This window comes from Streptomyces sp. NPDC002403 (assembly GCF_053593015.1).
In genome coordinates this window covers 140,741-155,982 of sequence record NZ_JBSFBQ010000002.1, presented here as the reverse complement: position 1 = coordinate 155,982, position 15,242 = coordinate 140,741, and the positions used below count along the sequence as shown (strand labels likewise).

General features: G+C 72.8%; 15 protein-coding genes and 1 riboswitch. Of the genes, 7 read left to right on the top strand and 8 right to left on the bottom strand.

Features of this window, described 5'->3' with window-relative positions:
• Positions 1-79 precede the first annotated feature (79 nt).
• From ACWCPY_RS03190 to ACWCPY_RS03170, 5 genes are read right to left on the bottom strand one after another with little or no spacing between them, the layout of a single operon-like run.
• Entirely contained in the window at positions 80-778 is a 699-nt protein-coding gene (locus tag ACWCPY_RS03190) for an urease accessory protein UreF (protein ID WP_451262586.1), read from the bottom strand.
• A 54-nt stretch (positions 779-832) separates the two neighbouring features.
• Entirely contained in the window at positions 833-2,557 is a 1,725-nt protein-coding gene (ureC, locus tag ACWCPY_RS03185) for an urease subunit alpha (protein ID WP_353781388.1), read from the bottom strand.
• A complete protein-coding gene (locus ACWCPY_RS03180) occupies positions 2,557-2,970 on the bottom strand; it encodes an urease subunit beta (RefSeq protein WP_451262585.1) in 414 nt (137 codons plus the stop codon). The genes ureC and ACWCPY_RS03180 overlap by 1 nt, the downstream gene beginning before the upstream one ends.
• Positions 2,971-2,988: 18 nt before the next feature.
• A complete protein-coding gene (locus tag ACWCPY_RS03175) occupies positions 2,989-3,294 on the bottom strand; it encodes an urease subunit gamma (protein WP_093543040.1) in 306 nt (101 codons plus the stop codon).
• On the bottom strand, positions 3,291-4,268 hold the full coding sequence (locus ACWCPY_RS03170) for an urea transporter (protein WP_451262584.1): 978 nt from the start codon (positions 4,266-4,268) through the stop codon (positions 3,291-3,293). Before ACWCPY_RS03170 ends, ACWCPY_RS03175 begins: the two co-directional genes overlap by 4 nt.
• A 577-nt stretch (positions 4,269-4,845) precedes the next feature.
• Between ACWCPY_RS03170 and ACWCPY_RS03165 the strand changes: the two genes are divergently transcribed.
• A complete protein-coding gene (locus ACWCPY_RS03165) occupies positions 4,846-5,622 on the top strand; it encodes a formylglycine-generating enzyme family protein (RefSeq protein WP_451262583.1) in 777 nt (258 codons plus the stop codon).
• On the opposite strand, the gene ACWCPY_RS03160 is transcribed toward ACWCPY_RS03165, so the two are convergent.
• Positions 5,576-5,809 (bottom strand): ferredoxin, encoded by a 234-nt coding sequence (locus tag ACWCPY_RS03160; protein WP_451262582.1) that lies wholly within the window; start codon positions 5,807-5,809, stop codon positions 5,576-5,578. The two genes, ACWCPY_RS03165 and ACWCPY_RS03160, sit on opposite strands and share 47 nt — an antisense overlap.
• Positions 5,809-7,269: an aldehyde dehydrogenase gene (locus ACWCPY_RS03155; RefSeq protein ID WP_451262581.1), complete on the bottom strand. Its 1,461-nt coding sequence runs from the start codon at positions 7,267-7,269 to the stop codon at positions 5,809-5,811. Before ACWCPY_RS03155 ends, ACWCPY_RS03160 begins: the two co-directional genes overlap by 1 nt.
• 225 nt (positions 7,270-7,494) lie before the next feature.
• On the opposite strand from ACWCPY_RS03155, the gene ACWCPY_RS03150 reads away from it, so the two are divergent.
• A complete protein-coding gene (locus tag ACWCPY_RS03150) occupies positions 7,495-8,535 on the top strand; it encodes an MBL fold metallo-hydrolase (protein WP_451262580.1) in 1,041 nt (346 codons plus the stop codon).
• Positions 8,536-8,585: 50 nt separating this feature from the next.
• Here the strand turns inward: ACWCPY_RS03150 and ACWCPY_RS03145 are convergent, their stop codons facing one another.
• Entirely contained in the window at positions 8,586-9,155 is a 570-nt protein-coding gene (locus ACWCPY_RS03145) for a DinB family protein (RefSeq protein WP_451262579.1), read from the bottom strand.
• A gap of 105 nt (positions 9,156-9,260) precedes the next feature.
• A riboswitch (cobalamin riboswitch) is annotated at positions 9,261-9,394 on the top strand.
• 110 nt (positions 9,395-9,504) lie between these two features.
• Between ACWCPY_RS03145 and ACWCPY_RS03140 the strand changes: the two genes are divergently transcribed.
• From ACWCPY_RS03140 to ACWCPY_RS03120, 5 genes are read left to right on the top strand one after another with little or no spacing between them, the layout of a single operon-like run.
• Entirely contained in the window at positions 9,505-10,779 is a 1,275-nt protein-coding gene (locus tag ACWCPY_RS03140; protein ID WP_451262578.1) for a prenyltransferase/squalene oxidase repeat-containing protein, read from the top strand.
• A complete protein-coding gene (locus tag ACWCPY_RS03135) occupies positions 10,776-11,462 on the top strand; it encodes an SCO2322 family protein (protein ID WP_451262577.1) in 687 nt (228 codons plus the stop codon). The genes ACWCPY_RS03140 and ACWCPY_RS03135 overlap by 4 nt, the downstream gene beginning before the upstream one ends.
• Positions 11,459-12,616 (top strand): energy-coupling factor transporter transmembrane component T, encoded by a 1,158-nt coding sequence (locus ACWCPY_RS03130; protein WP_451262576.1) that lies wholly within the window; start codon positions 11,459-11,461, stop codon positions 12,614-12,616. The genes ACWCPY_RS03135 and ACWCPY_RS03130 overlap by 4 nt, the downstream gene beginning before the upstream one ends.
• Complete coding sequence (locus tag ACWCPY_RS03125) at positions 12,613-14,325, top strand: ABC transporter ATP-binding protein (protein ID WP_451262575.1); 1,713 nt, start codon at positions 12,613-12,615, stop codon at positions 14,323-14,325. Before ACWCPY_RS03130 ends, ACWCPY_RS03125 begins: the two co-directional genes overlap by 4 nt.
• Positions 14,322-15,140, top strand: a complete 819-nt coding sequence (locus ACWCPY_RS03120; protein WP_451262574.1) for an ECF transporter S component — start codon at positions 14,322-14,324, stop codon at positions 15,138-15,140. Before ACWCPY_RS03125 ends, ACWCPY_RS03120 begins: the two co-directional genes overlap by 4 nt.
• Positions 15,141-15,242 lie beyond the last annotated feature (102 nt).

Here is a 15,242-nt window from a genome sequence, read left to right as displayed (position 1 = left end):
GCCTGGCCTGCATGGGGTCGTGCATGGGGGTCCTTGTCCTGGTGGTGTGGGTGCGGTGGAAGGGGTACGGGGACAGCCCTTAGCTGGCGAACAGCCGTGCCTCGGCGCGCTCGTGGCGGCCGGCCATGACGTCGGCCACCGGGACGCAGCCGCCGATGTCGGGCAGTTCCCGCTCCAGGGCCGCGTCGACGGTCTCCTCGATGACCGGGGCGGCCCCGTGCAGGACGACCTGCGCGCGGCGGTGGTCGGTGAGCCGCAGCCGCATGGCGGCCCCCACGAAACTGGCCGCGAAGGCGAACAGTTCGCAGGTGACCGCCTGGCGGACGGGCAGCTTGTTGCCCGCGTGGACGACGGCGGCGACGACCGGCTGGCAGCCGCGTACGGCGCCGTCCCGGTAGAGGCCCCGGTACCGCTCGATCGGCACGGTGCCGTACACCTCGCCGGCCAGGTCCAGCAGCTGCCGTCCGGTGCGGACGGCGGCCTGCCGGGCCTCGCGGCCCAGTTTGGTGGCGTGCAGCCGCTGTTCCACGGCCACCACCTCGTCCCAGTCGTCGGCGGTGACCGCACGGTGGGCGAGCGCGAGGGCGGTGGCATCGGCCGGGCCCACACTGTGGCGCAGCAGGTCGTGCAGGAGCGCCGGCAGGCTCGACGGGGTGACCGCGCGGGCCTGCTGGAAGCCCTCCAGGCCGTGCGAGAGCGTGTAGTAGCCGCTGGGGAAGGCCGAGTCGGTGAGCTGGAGCCCGGTCAGCAGGGCCGGGATCGGTATCGGGTCGTTCACACCGGGGTTTCCGTTCGGGCGGGTCGTCGGGCGATGCCGTGCGTTCGGGCGTCGTCAGACGATGTAGAAGAGGTGGTTGAGCGGGAGCCGTTCGGCCGGCTCGATGGTGGCGGGCTCCCCGTCGACGGTGACCTTGTACGTCTCCGGGTCCACCTCGATGCGCGGCAGCGCGTCGTTGCGCACCATGTGCTGCTTGCCGATGGTCCGGCAGCGCTGCACGGGCTCGATCCGGCGTTGCAGCCCCAGTTCCCCGGGGACCCCGGCGGCGATGGACGCCTGGGACATGAACGTCACCGAGGTGCGCTGCTTCGCGCGGCCGTGGGTGCCGAACATCGGCCGGTAGTACACCGGTTGCGGTGTCGGCAGGGAGGCGTTGGGGTCGCCCATCAGGGCCCAGTTGACCATGCCGCCCTTGATGATCAGCTTGGGCTTGGCGGCGAAGGAGTGGATCGGCCAGAGCACGATGTCGGCGAGCTTCCCGGGCTCCAGGGAGCCGATCACGTCCGCCGCGCCGACCGCCCGCGCGGGGTTGATCGTCAGCTTGGCCAGGTACCGCAGGACCCGCGCGTTGTCGTTGCGGGAGCTGTCCTCCGCCAGCGGACCGCGCATCTCCTTGCAGTGGTGCGCGGTCTGGAAGGCGCGGACGAAGGACTCGCCGACCCGGCCCATGGCCTGGGAGTCCGAGGAGAAGATGCTGATGACCCCGAGGTCGTGCAGCACGGTCTCCGCCGCGATCGTCTCCGCGCGGACCCGGCTGTCGGCGAACGAGACGTCCTCGGGGATGTCCCGGGACAGGTGGTGACAGACCATCACCATGTCCAGCAGCTCGTCCACCGCGTTGACCGTGTACGGCAGGGTGGGGTTGGTGGAGGCCGGCAGTACGTTGGCCTCGCCCGACACCCGGATGATGTCGGGGGCGTGGCCGCCGCCCGCGCCCTCGGTGTGGAAGGTGTGGATGGTCCGGCCGTCGATCGCCGAGAGGGTGTCCTCGTAGAAGCCGCCCTCGTTGAGGGTGTCGGTGTGGATGGCCATCTGGACGTCGTACTCGTCGGCGACCCTCAGCGCGGTGTCGATCGAGGCGGGGGTGGCGCCCCAGTCCTCGTGCACCTTCAGCCCGGCGGCTCCGGCCTCGACCTGCTCGCGCAGCGCCTCGGGCAGGCTGCCGTTCCCCTTGCCGAGCAGCCCCACGTTGACCGGCAGGTCCTCCACGGCCTCCAGCATCCGGTGGATGTTCCAGGGGCCGGGGGTGCAGGTGGTGCCGTTGGATCCGTCGGTGGGTCCGGTGCCGCCGCCGAAGAAGGTGGTGATGCCGTTGGACAGGCCCTCCTGGGCCTGCTGGGGCGCGATGAAGTGGATGTGCGTGTCGACGCCGCCGGCGGTGGCGATGAGGTGCTCGCCGGATATCACCTCGGTGCCGGGGCCGATGACGAGCTTGGGGTCGACGCCGCTCTGGAGGTGCGGGTTCCCCGCCTTGCCGACGCCGACGATCAGGCCGCCGCGGACCCCGATGTCGCCCTTGACCACGCCCAGGACCGGGTCGAGGACCACGACGTTGGTGATGACGAGGTCCAGGGCGCCCTCGCGGTTGAGGGCGGAGGGGTCCTGGGCCATGCCGTCGCGGATGGCCTTGCCGCCGCCGTAGACGGCCTCCTCGCCGTAGGAACCGGCGTTGTGGTCGTACTCGACCTCGACGACCAGGTTGGTGTCGGCCAGGTGGAACCGGTCGCCCACGGTGGGACCGAACAGGTCCGTGTACTGCTTGCGCGGGATGATCGCCATCAGATCCGGTCCCCTTCGTTCCTGGTCCCGGCGCTGTCGGCGTCGGAGTGGATGAAGCCGAGTTCCGCGGCGCGGCGGAGCGCGACGCGCTTGGTGTCCGGGGCCGACAGGCCCCCGTTGACGAGTCCGGCGAAGCCGGTGAGCCGGCCGGTGCCGGCGAAGGCGCACAGCTCCACCTCGCGGGTGTCGCCCGGCTCGAAGCGCACGGCGGTCCCGGAGGGGATGTCCAGGCGCATGCCGTAGGCGGCCTCGCGGTCGAAGCGCAGCGCGCGGTTGATCTCGAAGAAGTGGTAGTGGGAACCGATCTGGACGGCCCGGTCACCGGTGTTGGCGACGGTGAGCCTGATCCTGGCCCGGTCGGCATTGATCTCCACGGGTTCGTCCCCGTAGAGGTAGTGGGCTCCGCCCGACATCTGTGTCTCCTCGGTCTTTCAGGCGCTGATCGGGTCGTGGCAGGTGACCAGCTTCGTTCCGTCGACGAAGGCCGTCTCGACCTGGAGGACGGTGAGCATCTCCCGTACTCCGGGCATCACGTCGTCGCCGGAGACGACCGTGCGGCCCAGCTCCATGCATTCGGCGACGGTGTGGCCGTCGCGCGCGGCCTCCAGGACGGCCTCGGTGATCAGGGCGGCGGCTTCGCTGTAGTTGAGCTTGGTTCCCCGGTCCCTGCGGCGGCGGGCCAGGTCCGCGACCACGTAGACATGGAGTTTGTCGATTTCCCGCGGTGCGAGGTTCATGACGTCACGTCTGCTTTCTCGAAGGGTGCTTTCTCGACGGAGAGCCCGGGGCGGCCCAGAGCCGGACCGGCCACCAGGAAGAGCCAGGTCGTCACGGTGAACGGCCAGGTGAAGGGGGTTGTGCCGGACGGCTGGGCGAAGGCTTCCCAGGCCGCGGCGAAGGGGACCGAGGCCATGGCGGCGAGCGCGGCGTACCCGGCGGTCCAGGGGGTGCGGGGCAGGAAGGTGGCCGCCAGGGCGATCGCGCAGAGCACCGCGTTGTAGCCGTACAGCCCCTCGACGATCCGGTCGGCGGGCAGCCCCGTCGCGCAGGCGGTCAGCAGGGCGAGGGCGCTGGCGCCCGCCGCGGCGAGGGCCGCGGCCCGGGAGGCGACGAGAAGCCCGGCGAGCAGGATCAGGCCGGCGTACCACTTGTCCAGGAAGAAGATCTGGCCGATGTTGTTGCAGAGGGCGCGTCCGGCATCGGCGGCCGTCAACTCCGTGAACCCCGGGACGCGGACGGCCGGACCCGCGGTGACCGGGCCGTTCGGCAACGCGATCGTCAGGGCGCTGACGACCAGGCAGTAGGGGGCCGTCAGCACGGGCAGCCCGAGTTGGGTGAGGAGGCGGCCCGCGGCGGCGCTCAGCACCGAGCAGACCGCCGCGCCGAGCACGGCCAGCACCGCGGTCTGCCACGAGGCACCGAGCCGGACGACGAGGGCGATGCCGGTGAGGCAACCGCAGTAGCCCTGGAGCCCCTTGGCCACGCCCTGCCGGTCGGCGCCCAGCAGGACCGCCGCACCGGCGGACGAGGCGGTGCCGAGCAGTCCGTACACACCGATACGCCATCCGCCGACGAACAGCGCGACGGTGAACAGCAGCCCGGACCAGGGGCTGGAAACAAGTGCGACCTGGGCGACGCCGCGCAGTTGCACCAGCCCGGAACGGGGTGCGGACCGGCCCTGCGCCTGCGCCGCCTGTTCCACTGCGGGCATGCCTTCTCCTTTTGAGGACATGACGAATGAGGGCATGACGAATTCACCCAGATCTCTCGCATTCCGAGAGACATGGATCTTGATCAACAATCTGTTGAGACGGTACGCCCGGTAACGAGACGGAAACAGCATCGAAAAAACGCACTCAACGTGATGTGATGAACACTTTCAGGCACACTCGCTGATCAACGGCGCTCTCGCGCAGCGCCTCACAGGGGCGGCGGCCCCGCAGGCGTGAAAATCTTGATCATAGGTTGAACATTTCGTACCTGTCATTTGACCGAACAGGAAGTTGCATCCACGCATTTCGCGCCTTTCGCGCGGAACGGGATCCCGAGGGGTCACAAACCTTCAGCCGCATTTGCGTGTATCACACACGGATGAATTCCGACAGGAAACACTTGGATAAATTTAGGCACATGGGAGATATCCCGGCGCGGACCACCGGAGACTCGTGCGCGCCCGCTTCCACGGGGTCCTTCCAGCCGCCGACCTCCCACGCGAGCCACGTGGCGGGGCGGGGCCGGACGTGCGGTGGGCCCGGCCGTCCGGTACACCCCAGTAGGGTCTCCTGGTCATGGACGCACACGCACATACGGGTACGGGAACCGAACTGGTCGACGTCCCGCCGGGGACGGGAACCGAACTGGTCGACGTCCCGCCGGGAACGGTGACGCTGACGGACCGGCGGACGCAACGCAGTTGGGCGGTCGGACTGGCCCCGTACCGACTCGCGTCCGTCCCCGTCACCCAGGGCCTGTACGCACACGTCACCGGCCTCCGCCCGAGCGCCGCGCGCGGGGACCGGCTGCCCGTCGAGTCCGTCTCCTGGTGGGACGCGGTGCGGTTCTGCAACACCCTGTCCCTGCGCGAGGGGCTGGCGCCCGCGTACCGCCTCCCGGCCGACGAGGACGACACCATCGAGTGGGACGCGACCTCCGAGGGCTACCGGCTGCCCACCGAGGCCGAGTGGGAGCACGCCTGCCGCGCCGGCACGACCGGGCCGCGCCACGGGGAGATCGACGAGATCGCCTGGTACCGCGACAACTCGCGTGAACGCATCCACGAGGTGGGCGGCAAGGCCCCCAACCCGTGGGGCCTCCACGACATGCTGGGCAACGTCTGGGACTGGTGCTGGGACGTCTACGACGCCGAGGTGTACGGCACCTACCGGGTGCTGCGCGGCGGCGGCTGGTTCGACGAGCACTGGAGCTGCCGCGCCTCCGCCCGCCGCCGCAGCCACCCGACGTTCCGCGTCGACGATGTGGGCTTCCGCCTCGCCCGCTCGGGCACGAGCTGCCCGCCGCCTACTCCTCCGGAGGGAACACCACCTCGTCCGAGCCGCTCAGCGTGATCGTGATCGCCTCGACCGGGCATCCCTCGGCGGCCGCGAGGACCTGCTCGTCGGCGTCGGTCTCCGGGGCCGACGGGCGGGACTGCCGGGCGGAGTCCAGCGCGAACCGGCCCGGTGCGTGGTTCAGGCACATCCCGGAGCCGATGCAGATCCCCCGGTCGACCTCGACGGCCCAGCGGTCCCCCATCATTCCCCCTCGTATCCGGCCGGCAGGTGGATCATCTTGTGCTCGAAGTACTCGCCGTACCCCTCGGGGCCGAACTCCCGCCCCAGACCGGAGTTCTTGTACCCGCCGAACGGGCCGAGCATGTCGAGGCTGAAGGTGTTCACGCTGTACGTGCCCGTCCTGACCCGGCGGGCGATGTCGATGCCGCGTCCGGTGTCGGCGGTCCAGACGCTGCCGCTGAGGCCGTAGTCGGAGTCGTTGGCGATCCGTACGGCCTCGTCCTCGTCGCCGTACGGCAGCAGGCAGATGACGGGGCCGAAGATCTCCTCGCGGGCGATGCGCATGGAGTTGTCGACGTCCCCGAAGAGGGTCGGCTCGACGTACCAGCCGCGCTCCTGGGAGGCCGGACGGCCGCCGCCGGTGAGGATCTTGGCGCCTTCGTCCTGCCCGATCCGGATGTAGTCGAGCGAGCGCCGCTGCTGGCGCCGCGCGACCAGGGGGCCGAGTTCGGTGGCGGGGTCCAGCGGATCGCCGACCTTCAGCGCACCCGCCGCGGCGGCGAAGGCCTCGGCCGTCTCGTCGTAGCGGGAGCGCGGGACGAGGATGCGGGTCTGGGCCACGCACGCCTGGCCGTTGATCATCCAGGCGAAGGGAACGATGCCCGCGACGGCGGCGTCCAGATCGGCGTCGGGGAGGATCACGGCGGCGGACTTGCCGCCCAGTTCCAGGGTGACCCGGGTGAGGTTGCGGGAGGCGACCTCCATCACCCGGCGCCCGGCGGCCACGGAACCGGTGAACGACACCTTGTCGACGCCGGGGTGCCCGACCAGGTACTCGCTGACCTCGCGGTCGGCCGGAAGGATCGACAGCACTCCCTCCGGCAGCCCGGCATCGGCGGCGATCTCGGCCAGGATGTAGGCGTCCAGCGGGGATTCGGGCGAGACCTTGAGCACGGCGGAGCAGCCGGCCAGCAGTGCGGGCGCGAGCTTGGCCGCGGCGGTGAACTGCGGGACGTTCCACGGCACGACGGCCGCGACCACCCCGACCGGCTCCCGGCGCACCAGCAGCGGCCCGAGCGCCCCGGCCCGCCGCTCCTCGTACGGGAAGTCGCGGGCGACGGTGATCGCCGAGTCCCACACCATCATCGCGGCGAGCGCCTGCACCATGACGCTCGATGTGTACGGGGTGCCGTTCTCCGAGCTGATGACCCGGGCGATCTCCTCGTACCGCGCGGCGAACCCGTCCTTGATCCGGGTGACCACCGCGATCCGCTCGTCCAGGCCCATCCGCGCCCAGGGCCCCTCGTCGAACGCTTGCCGCCCGGCCGCGACAGCCCGGTCCACATCCGCCTCGCAGGCATGCGGCACCCGGCCGATGACCTGCTCGGTGTGGGGCGAGACGACCTCGATGGTGTCCCGGCCCAGCGGATCGACCAGCTCCCCGCCGATGAACAGTTTTCCGTGTTCGACAAGCTCGGTCATGGCTGCTGCCTCCCGCGGCCCGGCGCGTTGCCCGGATCGGTGCCCGACCCGGCATCTGACTCTCTGTCAGAACTGATACCAGTTCCAGTTCCAGGAGTCCACGGCCGCGACGGCACCCCGGACGAGATGGTCGACCAGGGCTACTACTGGAACAAGTTCTCGTTACAGTGGGGGCGACGCACCGGAGCCGCAATTCCGCACGTTGTCTGGAGAGATGGGGACCTCATGGCGCAGGTGACCGACCACGGCGGGGGCGTGCACAGCATCAAGGTGCCCATCCCGGACAATCCGCTCGGCCATACCCTCGTGCACGTCCTGGACACCGACCGGGGCCCGGTCCTGATCGACACCGGGTGGGACGACCCCGAGGCATGGGACACGCTCGGTGCCGGGCTCGCCGCCGTCGGTACGGAGGTGGCCGACATCCACGGGGTGGTCATCACCCACCACCATCCCGACCACCACGGGCTCTCCGGGCAGGTGCGCGAGGCCTCCGGGGCCTGGATCGCCATGCACGCGGCGGACACCGCGATCGTGCGCCGTACCCGGGAGTCCGAACCCGGCAGATGGCTGACGTATCTCGCGGCCAAGCTCACGGCGGTCGGCGCACCCGAGGAGCACCTCGCGCCGTTGCGGGCCGCCGCGGCCGCCGGGGGGCGGGCGCGGGCGCTGCCGGGGCTGCGGGCCGCGCTGCCGGACCGGGAGATCGTCCCCGGTGAGCTGCTCGATCTGGCGGGGCGCAGGCTGCGGGCGATCTGGACGCCCGGGCACACACCGGGGCATGTGTGCCTGCATCTGGAGGAGGAACATCCGGGGAATCTGCCGGGCCGGGGGCGGCTCTTCTCCGGGGATCATCTGCTGCCGGGGATCAGTCCGCACATCGGGCTGTACGAGGACCCCGACGACACGACGGTGAGCGATCCCCTCGGCGACTACCTCGACTCGCTGGAGCGGATCGGCCGGCTCGGGGCCGCCGAGGTGCTGCCCGCCCATCAGTACGCCTTCACCGATGCGGCGGGACGTGTGGAAGAGCTCCTCGGCCATCACGAGGAGCGGCTCACCGGGCTGCTCGGACTGCTCGCGGAGCCGCTGACGCCGTGGGAGCTGGCCGAGCGGATGGAGTGGAACCGGCCCTGGGAGCAGATCCCGCACGGTTCCCGGAACATCGCCGTCTCGGAGGCGGAGGCCCATCTGCGGCGGCTGGTGAAGCTCGGGCGCGCGGAGGCGGTGCCGGGGAGCGAGCCGGTGACGTACACGGCCGTGTGAGTGCGGGGCGGGCCGCTCCGCCCCGCGCGGTTCGGCTCACCGGCCGGGCATCACTGGCCCACCCGTCCGTCGATGCACTCGCGCAGCAGGTCGGCCTGCCCGCAGTGCCGGGCGTACTCCTCGATCCTGTGCACCAGCAGCTCCCGGACGGAGATCCGGTCCTTCCCCAGCCGCTCGCCCAGGTCCGGGTGGCCGGCCAGCGCGGCGTCGGTCGCGGCCTGCTCGCGTTCCAGGTCGGCGTAGGCGGCGTCGACCACGGCCTGGTCGGCGACGGCTCCGTCGAAGTCCGCGTCACGCTTGCCGTACAGCTTGGGCAGCGGTTCGCCGTCGGTGATCCAGTTGCGCCAGTCCCGCTCCACCTCGGCGAGGTGGCGCAGGAGGCCGAGCAGTGACAGCGTCGACGGCGGGACCGAGCGGCGGGCCAGCTGCTCCGCGTCCAGGCCGTCGCACTTCATCCGCAGGGTCAGCCGGTAGTCGTTGAGATACTCCGCGAGCGTCGCGAGCTCGCCCTCCGGGTTCGTGCCCTCCTTGCTGCGGGGGTCGTCGTCCGGGTCCGCCCACATGTCGGGGTAGACGGTCGCCTGGGTCCAGCGTGCGGGTTGATCGCTCATGCGGGACATGGTCGTCCGTTCGGGGCCGAACTCGCCAGTGGGTTTCCCCCGTTGCCCTCCGGTGGGTGTTCCGCGTCGCCGGCGGGCCGAAGCCGCCCCGGGCCCGGCCGGGCCCGCCCGGTAGAGTGTGCGGGTCGTCATCATGCCCGTTCAGGGGGAAGCCGGTGCGAATCCGGCACTGACCACGCAGCCGTGAACCGTCTGGGAGACGGTGAGTCGGAATGCCCTGTCCGCGGTCGTGACCGGCTCGGACCACCGGACCCACCGGTGGTCGGCACCGTCGAGGTATACGGAGCCGGAGCCTGGTGCCTGAGCGTGCCTGTGCCCGGTTCACCCCGCAGGAGAGGCCCCGCCCGCCATGACCGTACGCCGCAGCGCAGCGACGCTCGCCGCCACCGCCGCCGTGCTCTGCGCGGCCGCAGCGCCGGTCGCGGTCGCAGCGCCGTCCCCCTCGCCCTCGCCGTCCGCCGCACTGCCCGCCGGGCTGTACGGCACGGGCGACCCCACCTACGACGGGGTGTGGCGGCAGTCGATGTCCTTCCTCGCCCAGCGGCTGGAAGGGGTCACTCCGGCCGCGAAGTCGGTGGACTGGCTGGTCTCCCAGCAGTGCGCCGACGGCTCCTACGCCGCGTTCCGGCCCGATGTCTCCAAGCCGTGCGACGCGAAGACGGTGCGGGACACCAACGCCACCGCGGCCGCCGCCCAGGCGCTGGTCGAGGTCGGCGGGCACCGGGAGACCGTGAACGACTCGGTGCGCTGGCTGAAGTCCGTGCAGAACGAGGACGGCGGCTGGGGCTACACCGCCAAAGCGCCCAGCGACGCCAACTCCACCTCCCTGGTGATCGGCGCCCTCGCCCGGCAGGGGCAGCGGCTCGCGGACATCACGACCCCCGGCGGGAAGACCCCCTACGACCCACTGCTCGCGCTCGCGATCCCGTGCGGCGGCAAGGACGGCGGTGCCTTCGCGTACCAGCCCGACAAGAAGGGGAAGCTCACCGCGAACGCGGATGCCACCGCGGCCGCCGTGCTCGGCACGATGGGCAAGGCGATGGCCGTCGGGAACAACGCCGCGGGCAAGGCGCCCGGCTGCCACCCGGGCTCCGGCCTCACGCCCGAGCAGGCCGCCCAGAACGGCGCCCACTACCTCGTCGGCGCCCTCGCCGGCGGAAACCACCTGGACCTGGCGCCGATGCCCGGTGCCACCGACACCACCCCGCAGCCCGACTTCGGCAACACCGCCGACGCGGTCGTCGCCCTGTCCGCCTCCGGCCACCAGGACAAGGCGGCCGGGGCCATCGGCTGGCTGAAGAAGAACTCCGCGGACTGGGCCGCCCGGAGCGGCCCGGCCGCCTACGCCCAGCTGATCCTGGCCGCCCACTCGACCGGCGACGACGCCCGGGACTTCGGCGGCGTCGACCTGGTCGCCCGGCTGAACGCGGCCGGCCCCGAGCCCGCCGCCGTCGTGACGCCCGACCCGTCCGCCGACACCGGGTACGAGGCCACCGAGAAGGACCAGGTCCACAGCGGCGACGACGTGATCGGCGGCGTGTGGTGGTACATCGGCATCGGCCTCGTCCTCTCCGCGATCGCGTTCTTCCTGATCAGCGGCCGCCGCAAGAACCGGCAGCCGTGAGGCGCGCGGGACGGACCACCGCTCTGCTGGTGGTCCTGGGCGCCGTCCTGGCCGTGCTCGGCGCGGGACCGGCCCAGGCGGCCGGCTACCGGTACTGGTCGTTCTGGGAGAACTCCGGCTCCGACTGGACGTACGCCACCCAGGGCCCGTCCCTGGTCCGGCCGGACGACGGGACGGTGCAGGGTTTCCGGTTCTCGGTGAGCGAGGACTCCCAGGACTCGGCGAAGCCGCGCAGCGCCCCCGACTTCACGAAGATATGCGCGAACACCCCGGCCGAGGACGGCACCAAGCGGATCGCGCTCGTCATCGACCCGGGCACGGCCTCGGACGCCCCGGCCGGTGAGACACCGCCCGCGCCGCGCACCGCGTGCGCGCGGGTGAGCCCCGACGCGAGCGCCGCGGAGGCGCTCGCCGCGGTGGCGAAGCCGCTGCGGTACAGCAGTGACGCGATGCTCTGCGCGATCACCGGCTACCCGGCCTCGGGCTGCGGTGAGCAGGTCTCCGACGACGGGCGGGACACGCCTGCCGGATCCGCCTCCGCCTCGGCCGCGCCGGCCGGGTCCGCCGCGTCCTCCGGTCCGGGCAGTTCCTCCGGCCCCTCCGCCGGGGTGCTCGTCGGGGTCGGCGCCGTCCTCCTCCTCGGCGTCGCCGCGGTCGTGCAGTCCCGCCGCCGCCGCGGATGACCGCCCCGACCGGCTCCGCTGTCCTGGCGCGCAGCCGCCCGCTGCGCGCCCCCGAGGCGAACCGGAGCAACGCCCTGCCCGCCGGGGCCTGGTGGCTGTGGGCGCTCGGCCTCGCCACCGCCGCGTCCCGGACCACCAATCCGCTGCTGCTCGGGATGCTGGTGGGGGTGGCCGGTTACGTCGTGGCGGCGCGCCGCACGGACGCGCCGTGGGCCCGTTCGTACGGGGCGTTCATCCGGATCGGGCTGTTCGTCGTCGGTGTGCGGCTGGTCTTCTCCGTCTTTCTCGGTTCACCGATCCCCGGTACCCACACGGTGTTCACGCTCCCCGAGGTGCCGCTGCCCGACTGGGCGAAGGGGGTCAGGATCGGTGGCCGGGTCACCGCCGAACAGCTGGTCTTCGCGCTGTACGACGGGGCGAAGCTGGCCACCCTGCTGATCTGCGTCGGTGCGGCGAACTCGCTCGCCAACCCGGCCCGGCTGCTCAAGTCGCTACCGGGCGCGCTGTACGAGGCGGGCGTCGCGGTCGTCGTCGCGATGACGTTCGCGCCGAACATGGTCGCCGACGTGATGCGGCTGCGCACCGCCCGGCGGCTGCGGGGCCGCCCGACCGGCGGCGTCAAGGCCGTCCTCCAGATCGGGCTGCCGGTCCTGGAGGGCGCGCTGGAGCGGTCGGTCGCGGTGGCGGCGTCGATGGACGCGCGCGGATACGGGCGCACCGCCCAGGTCCCGCCCGCCGTCCGGCACACCACGAACGTCCTCACCCTCGGCGGGCTGCTCGGGGTGTGCGCCGGTACGTACGGTCTGCTGGCCGCGCAGGGTGCGGTGTACGGGCTGCCGCTGCTGGTCGCCGGGCTCGTCGCCGCGGCGGCCGGGCTGCGGCTCGGCGGGGCCCGTTCGGTGCGTACCCGCTACCGGCCCGACCGGTGGGGTGCGCGGGCCTGGCTGGTGGCGGGTTCGGGTGCCGCGGTGGCGGCGGCGATGATCTGGGCGGGCGGTGCCGACGGGGCGGCGCTGCACCCGGGAGTCGTACCGCTGGTCGCGCCGGTGCTTCCGCTGTGGCCCGCGGCCGCGGTGCTGATCGGGCTGCTGCCCGCGGTGGTGGCCCCGGTGCCGCCGTCCGCGGGCGCCCCGCGTTCCAAGGAGATCCAGTGATCCGGTTCGAGCAGGTCTCGGTGCACTACGAGGGGGCGGCGCGGGCCACCCTCTCCGGGGTCGATCTGACCGTTCCCGAGGGCGAGCTGGTGCTGCTCGTCGGTCCGTCCGGCGTCGGAAAGTCGACGCTCCTCGGGGCCGTTTCGGGTCTGGTGCCGCACTTCACCGGCGGCACGCTGAGCGGCCGGGTCACGGTCGACGGGCGCGACACCCGCACCCACAAGCCGCGTGAACTCGCCGATCTGGTCGGCACGGTGGGCCAGGACCCGCTCTCCCACTTCGTCACCGACACGGTCGAGGACGAGCTGGCGTACGGCATGGAGTCGCTGGGCCTGGCCCCCGACGTGATGCGGCGGCGGGTCGAGGAGACCCTGGACCTGCTGGGACTCGCCGGGCTGCGCGACCGGCCGATCGCCACGCTCTCCGGCGGCCAGCAGCAGCGGGTCGCGATCGGTTCCGTCCTCACCCCGCACCCGAAGGTCCTGGTCCTCGACGAGCCGACGTCCGCGCTGGACCCGGCGGCGGCCGAGGAGGTCCTCGCCGTGCTGCAACGGCTGGTGCACGACCTGGGCACGACGGTCCTGATGGCGGAGCACCGGCTGGAGCGGGTGGTGCAGTACGCGGACCAGGTCGTGCTGCTGCCGTCGCCGGGCGCCGCCCCGGTCATGGGCGCGCCGGCGGACGTCATGGCCCTCTCCCCCGTCCACCCGCCGGTCGTCGCGCTGGGCCGGCTGGCGGGCTGGGAGCCGCTGCCGCTCTCGGTCCGCGATGCCCGGCGCCGGGCGGCGGGCCTGCGCGAGCGGCTCGCTCCGCTGCGTCCGCCCGCTCCGGAGCCGGTGTCCGTCCCCGCCCTGCCGGCCCCGGCCCCCTCCCCGGTGCGGCGCGGCGCCCTGGCCCGGCTGCTGGGCCGCGGCGCGCGGACGCCCGACGTGCCCGAGCCCGTCGCCGACGCCACGGCCCGGGTCGAACGGCTCGGCGTACGGCGCGGCCGGGTCGAGGCGCTGCGCCGGGTGACGCTCACCGTCGCCCCCGGCGAGACCGTCGCCCTGATGGGCCGCAACGGCGCGGGCAAGTCCACCCTGCTGGCCACCCTCGTCGGCATGGTCGAGCCCACCACCGGCACCGTCCTGGTCGGCGGCCGGACCCCGCACCGCACCGAGCCGCGCGAGATGGTGCGCCGGGTCGGGCTCGTACCGCAGGAGCCACGCGATCTGCTGTACGCGGACACCGTCGCCGCCGAGTGCGCCGCGGCCGACAGCGACGCGGGGGCCGCCCCGGGCAGCTGCCGGGCGCTGGTCTCCGAGCTGCTGCCGGGCGTGCCGGACGACACCCATCCCCGCGATCTCTCCGAGGGCCAGCGTCTCGCGCTCGCCCTGGCGGTCGTGCTCGCCGCGCGGCCCCCGCTGCTGCTCCTGGACGAGCCGACGCGCGGTCTGGACTACGCGGCGAAGGCCCGGCTGGTCGGGGTGCTCCGGGGCCTCGCGGCCGACGGTCACGCGATCGTGCTGGCCACGCACGACGTGGAGCTCGCGGCGGAACTGGCGCACCGGGTGGTGATCCTCGCCGACGGGGAGACCGTCGCGGACGGGGAGACCCGGCAGGTGGTGGTCTCGTCCCCGGCGTTCGCGCCGCAGACCTCGAAGATCCTCGCGCCGCAGGAGTGGCTGACCGTGGCGCAGGTGCGCGCCGCGCTGGGAGAACCGTCGTGAGCGGGCGCCGGGTGCGGCCGGTACGGCTCGGGCCGCGCGCGATCGCCGCGCTCGTCATCGTCAGCGCGATCGGTGTGGTCGCGTTCGGCTGGCCGCTGCTGGCCGGCCCCGATGCCGGTCTGGCGCACTCGCAGGACGCGCCGTGGCTGTTCGCCGCGCTGCTGCCGCTGCTGGTCGGGGTGGTCGTGGCGATGATCGCGGACTCCGGTCTCGACGCCAAGGCGGTGGCGATGCTGGGGGTGCTGGCCGCGGTCGGCGCGGCACTGCGGCCGCTGGGGGCGGGCACGGCGGGGCTGGAGCCGATGTTCTTCCTGATGGTGCTGAGCGGCCGGGTGCTCGGGCCCGGCTTCGGCTTCGTGCTCGGCTCGGTGACGATGTTCGCGTCCGCGCTGCTCACCGGCGGGGTGGGGCCGTGGATGCCGTTCCAGATGCTGTCGATGGGCTGGTTCGCGATGGGCGCGGGCCTGCTGCCGGGCCCGGACCGGCTGCGCGGGCGGGCCGAGCTGCTGATGCTGGCGGGGTTCGGGTTCGTGGCGTCGTTCGCGTACGGCACGGTGATGAACCTGTACGGCTGGACGATGGTGCCCCCGGCCGGCTCGGGCATCTCGTTCCACGCGGGCGATCCGCCGGCCGACAACCTGGTCCGCTTCCTCGCGTACTGCGTGGCCACCTCGCTCGGCTGGGACCTGGGCCGGGCGGCGCTCACCGCGGTGCTGACGCTGGCGGTCGGTCCGGCGCTGCTGAAGGCGCTGCGGCGGGCCACCCGCCGCGCCAACTTCGAGGCCCAGGTCACATTTGACGCTCCCCGCGAGTGAGGGCTCCCACAGGACCTTGGTCCACCACTATCGGAGGTAGTAGCCGCCTTGGGGCCGGGCCCCTTCCCGGCACCCCCGCCGACCTGCCGCGACGCCCGCCGG

Excerpts from the sequence above, each read along its gene's own strand:
- ureC (WP_353781388.1), bottom strand. The coding sequence starts at position 2,557 with ATGGCGATCATCCCGCGCAAGCAGTACACGGACCTGTTCGGTCCCACC.
- ACWCPY_RS03180 (WP_451262585.1), bottom strand. The coding sequence starts at position 2,970 with ATGTCGGGCGGAGCCCACTACCTCTACGGGGACGAACCCGTGGAGATC.
- ACWCPY_RS03175 (WP_093543040.1), bottom strand. The coding sequence starts at position 3,294 with ATGAACCTCGCACCGCGGGAAATCGACAAACTCCATGTCTACGTGGTC.
- ACWCPY_RS03170 (WP_451262584.1), bottom strand. The coding sequence starts at position 4,268 with ATGCCCGCAGTGGAACAGGCGGCGCAGGCGCAGGGCCGGTCCGCACCC.
- ACWCPY_RS03165 (WP_451262583.1), top strand. The coding sequence starts at position 4,846 with ATGGACGCACACGCACATACGGGTACGGGAACCGAACTGGTCGACGTC.
- ACWCPY_RS03160 (WP_451262582.1), bottom strand. The coding sequence starts at position 5,809 with ATGGGGGACCGCTGGGCCGTCGAGGTCGACCGGGGGATCTGCATCGGC.
- ACWCPY_RS03155 (WP_451262581.1), bottom strand. The coding sequence starts at position 7,269 with ATGACCGAGCTTGTCGAACACGGAAAACTGTTCATCGGCGGGGAGCTG.
- ACWCPY_RS03150 (WP_451262580.1), top strand. The coding sequence starts at position 7,495 with ATGGCGCAGGTGACCGACCACGGCGGGGGCGTGCACAGCATCAAGGTG.
- ACWCPY_RS03145 (WP_451262579.1), bottom strand. The coding sequence starts at position 9,155 with ATGTCCCGCATGAGCGATCAACCCGCACGCTGGACCCAGGCGACCGTC.
- ACWCPY_RS03140 (WP_451262578.1), top strand. The coding sequence starts at position 9,505 with ATGACCGTACGCCGCAGCGCAGCGACGCTCGCCGCCACCGCCGCCGTG.
- ACWCPY_RS03130 (WP_451262576.1), top strand. The coding sequence starts at position 11,459 with ATGACCGCCCCGACCGGCTCCGCTGTCCTGGCGCGCAGCCGCCCGCTG.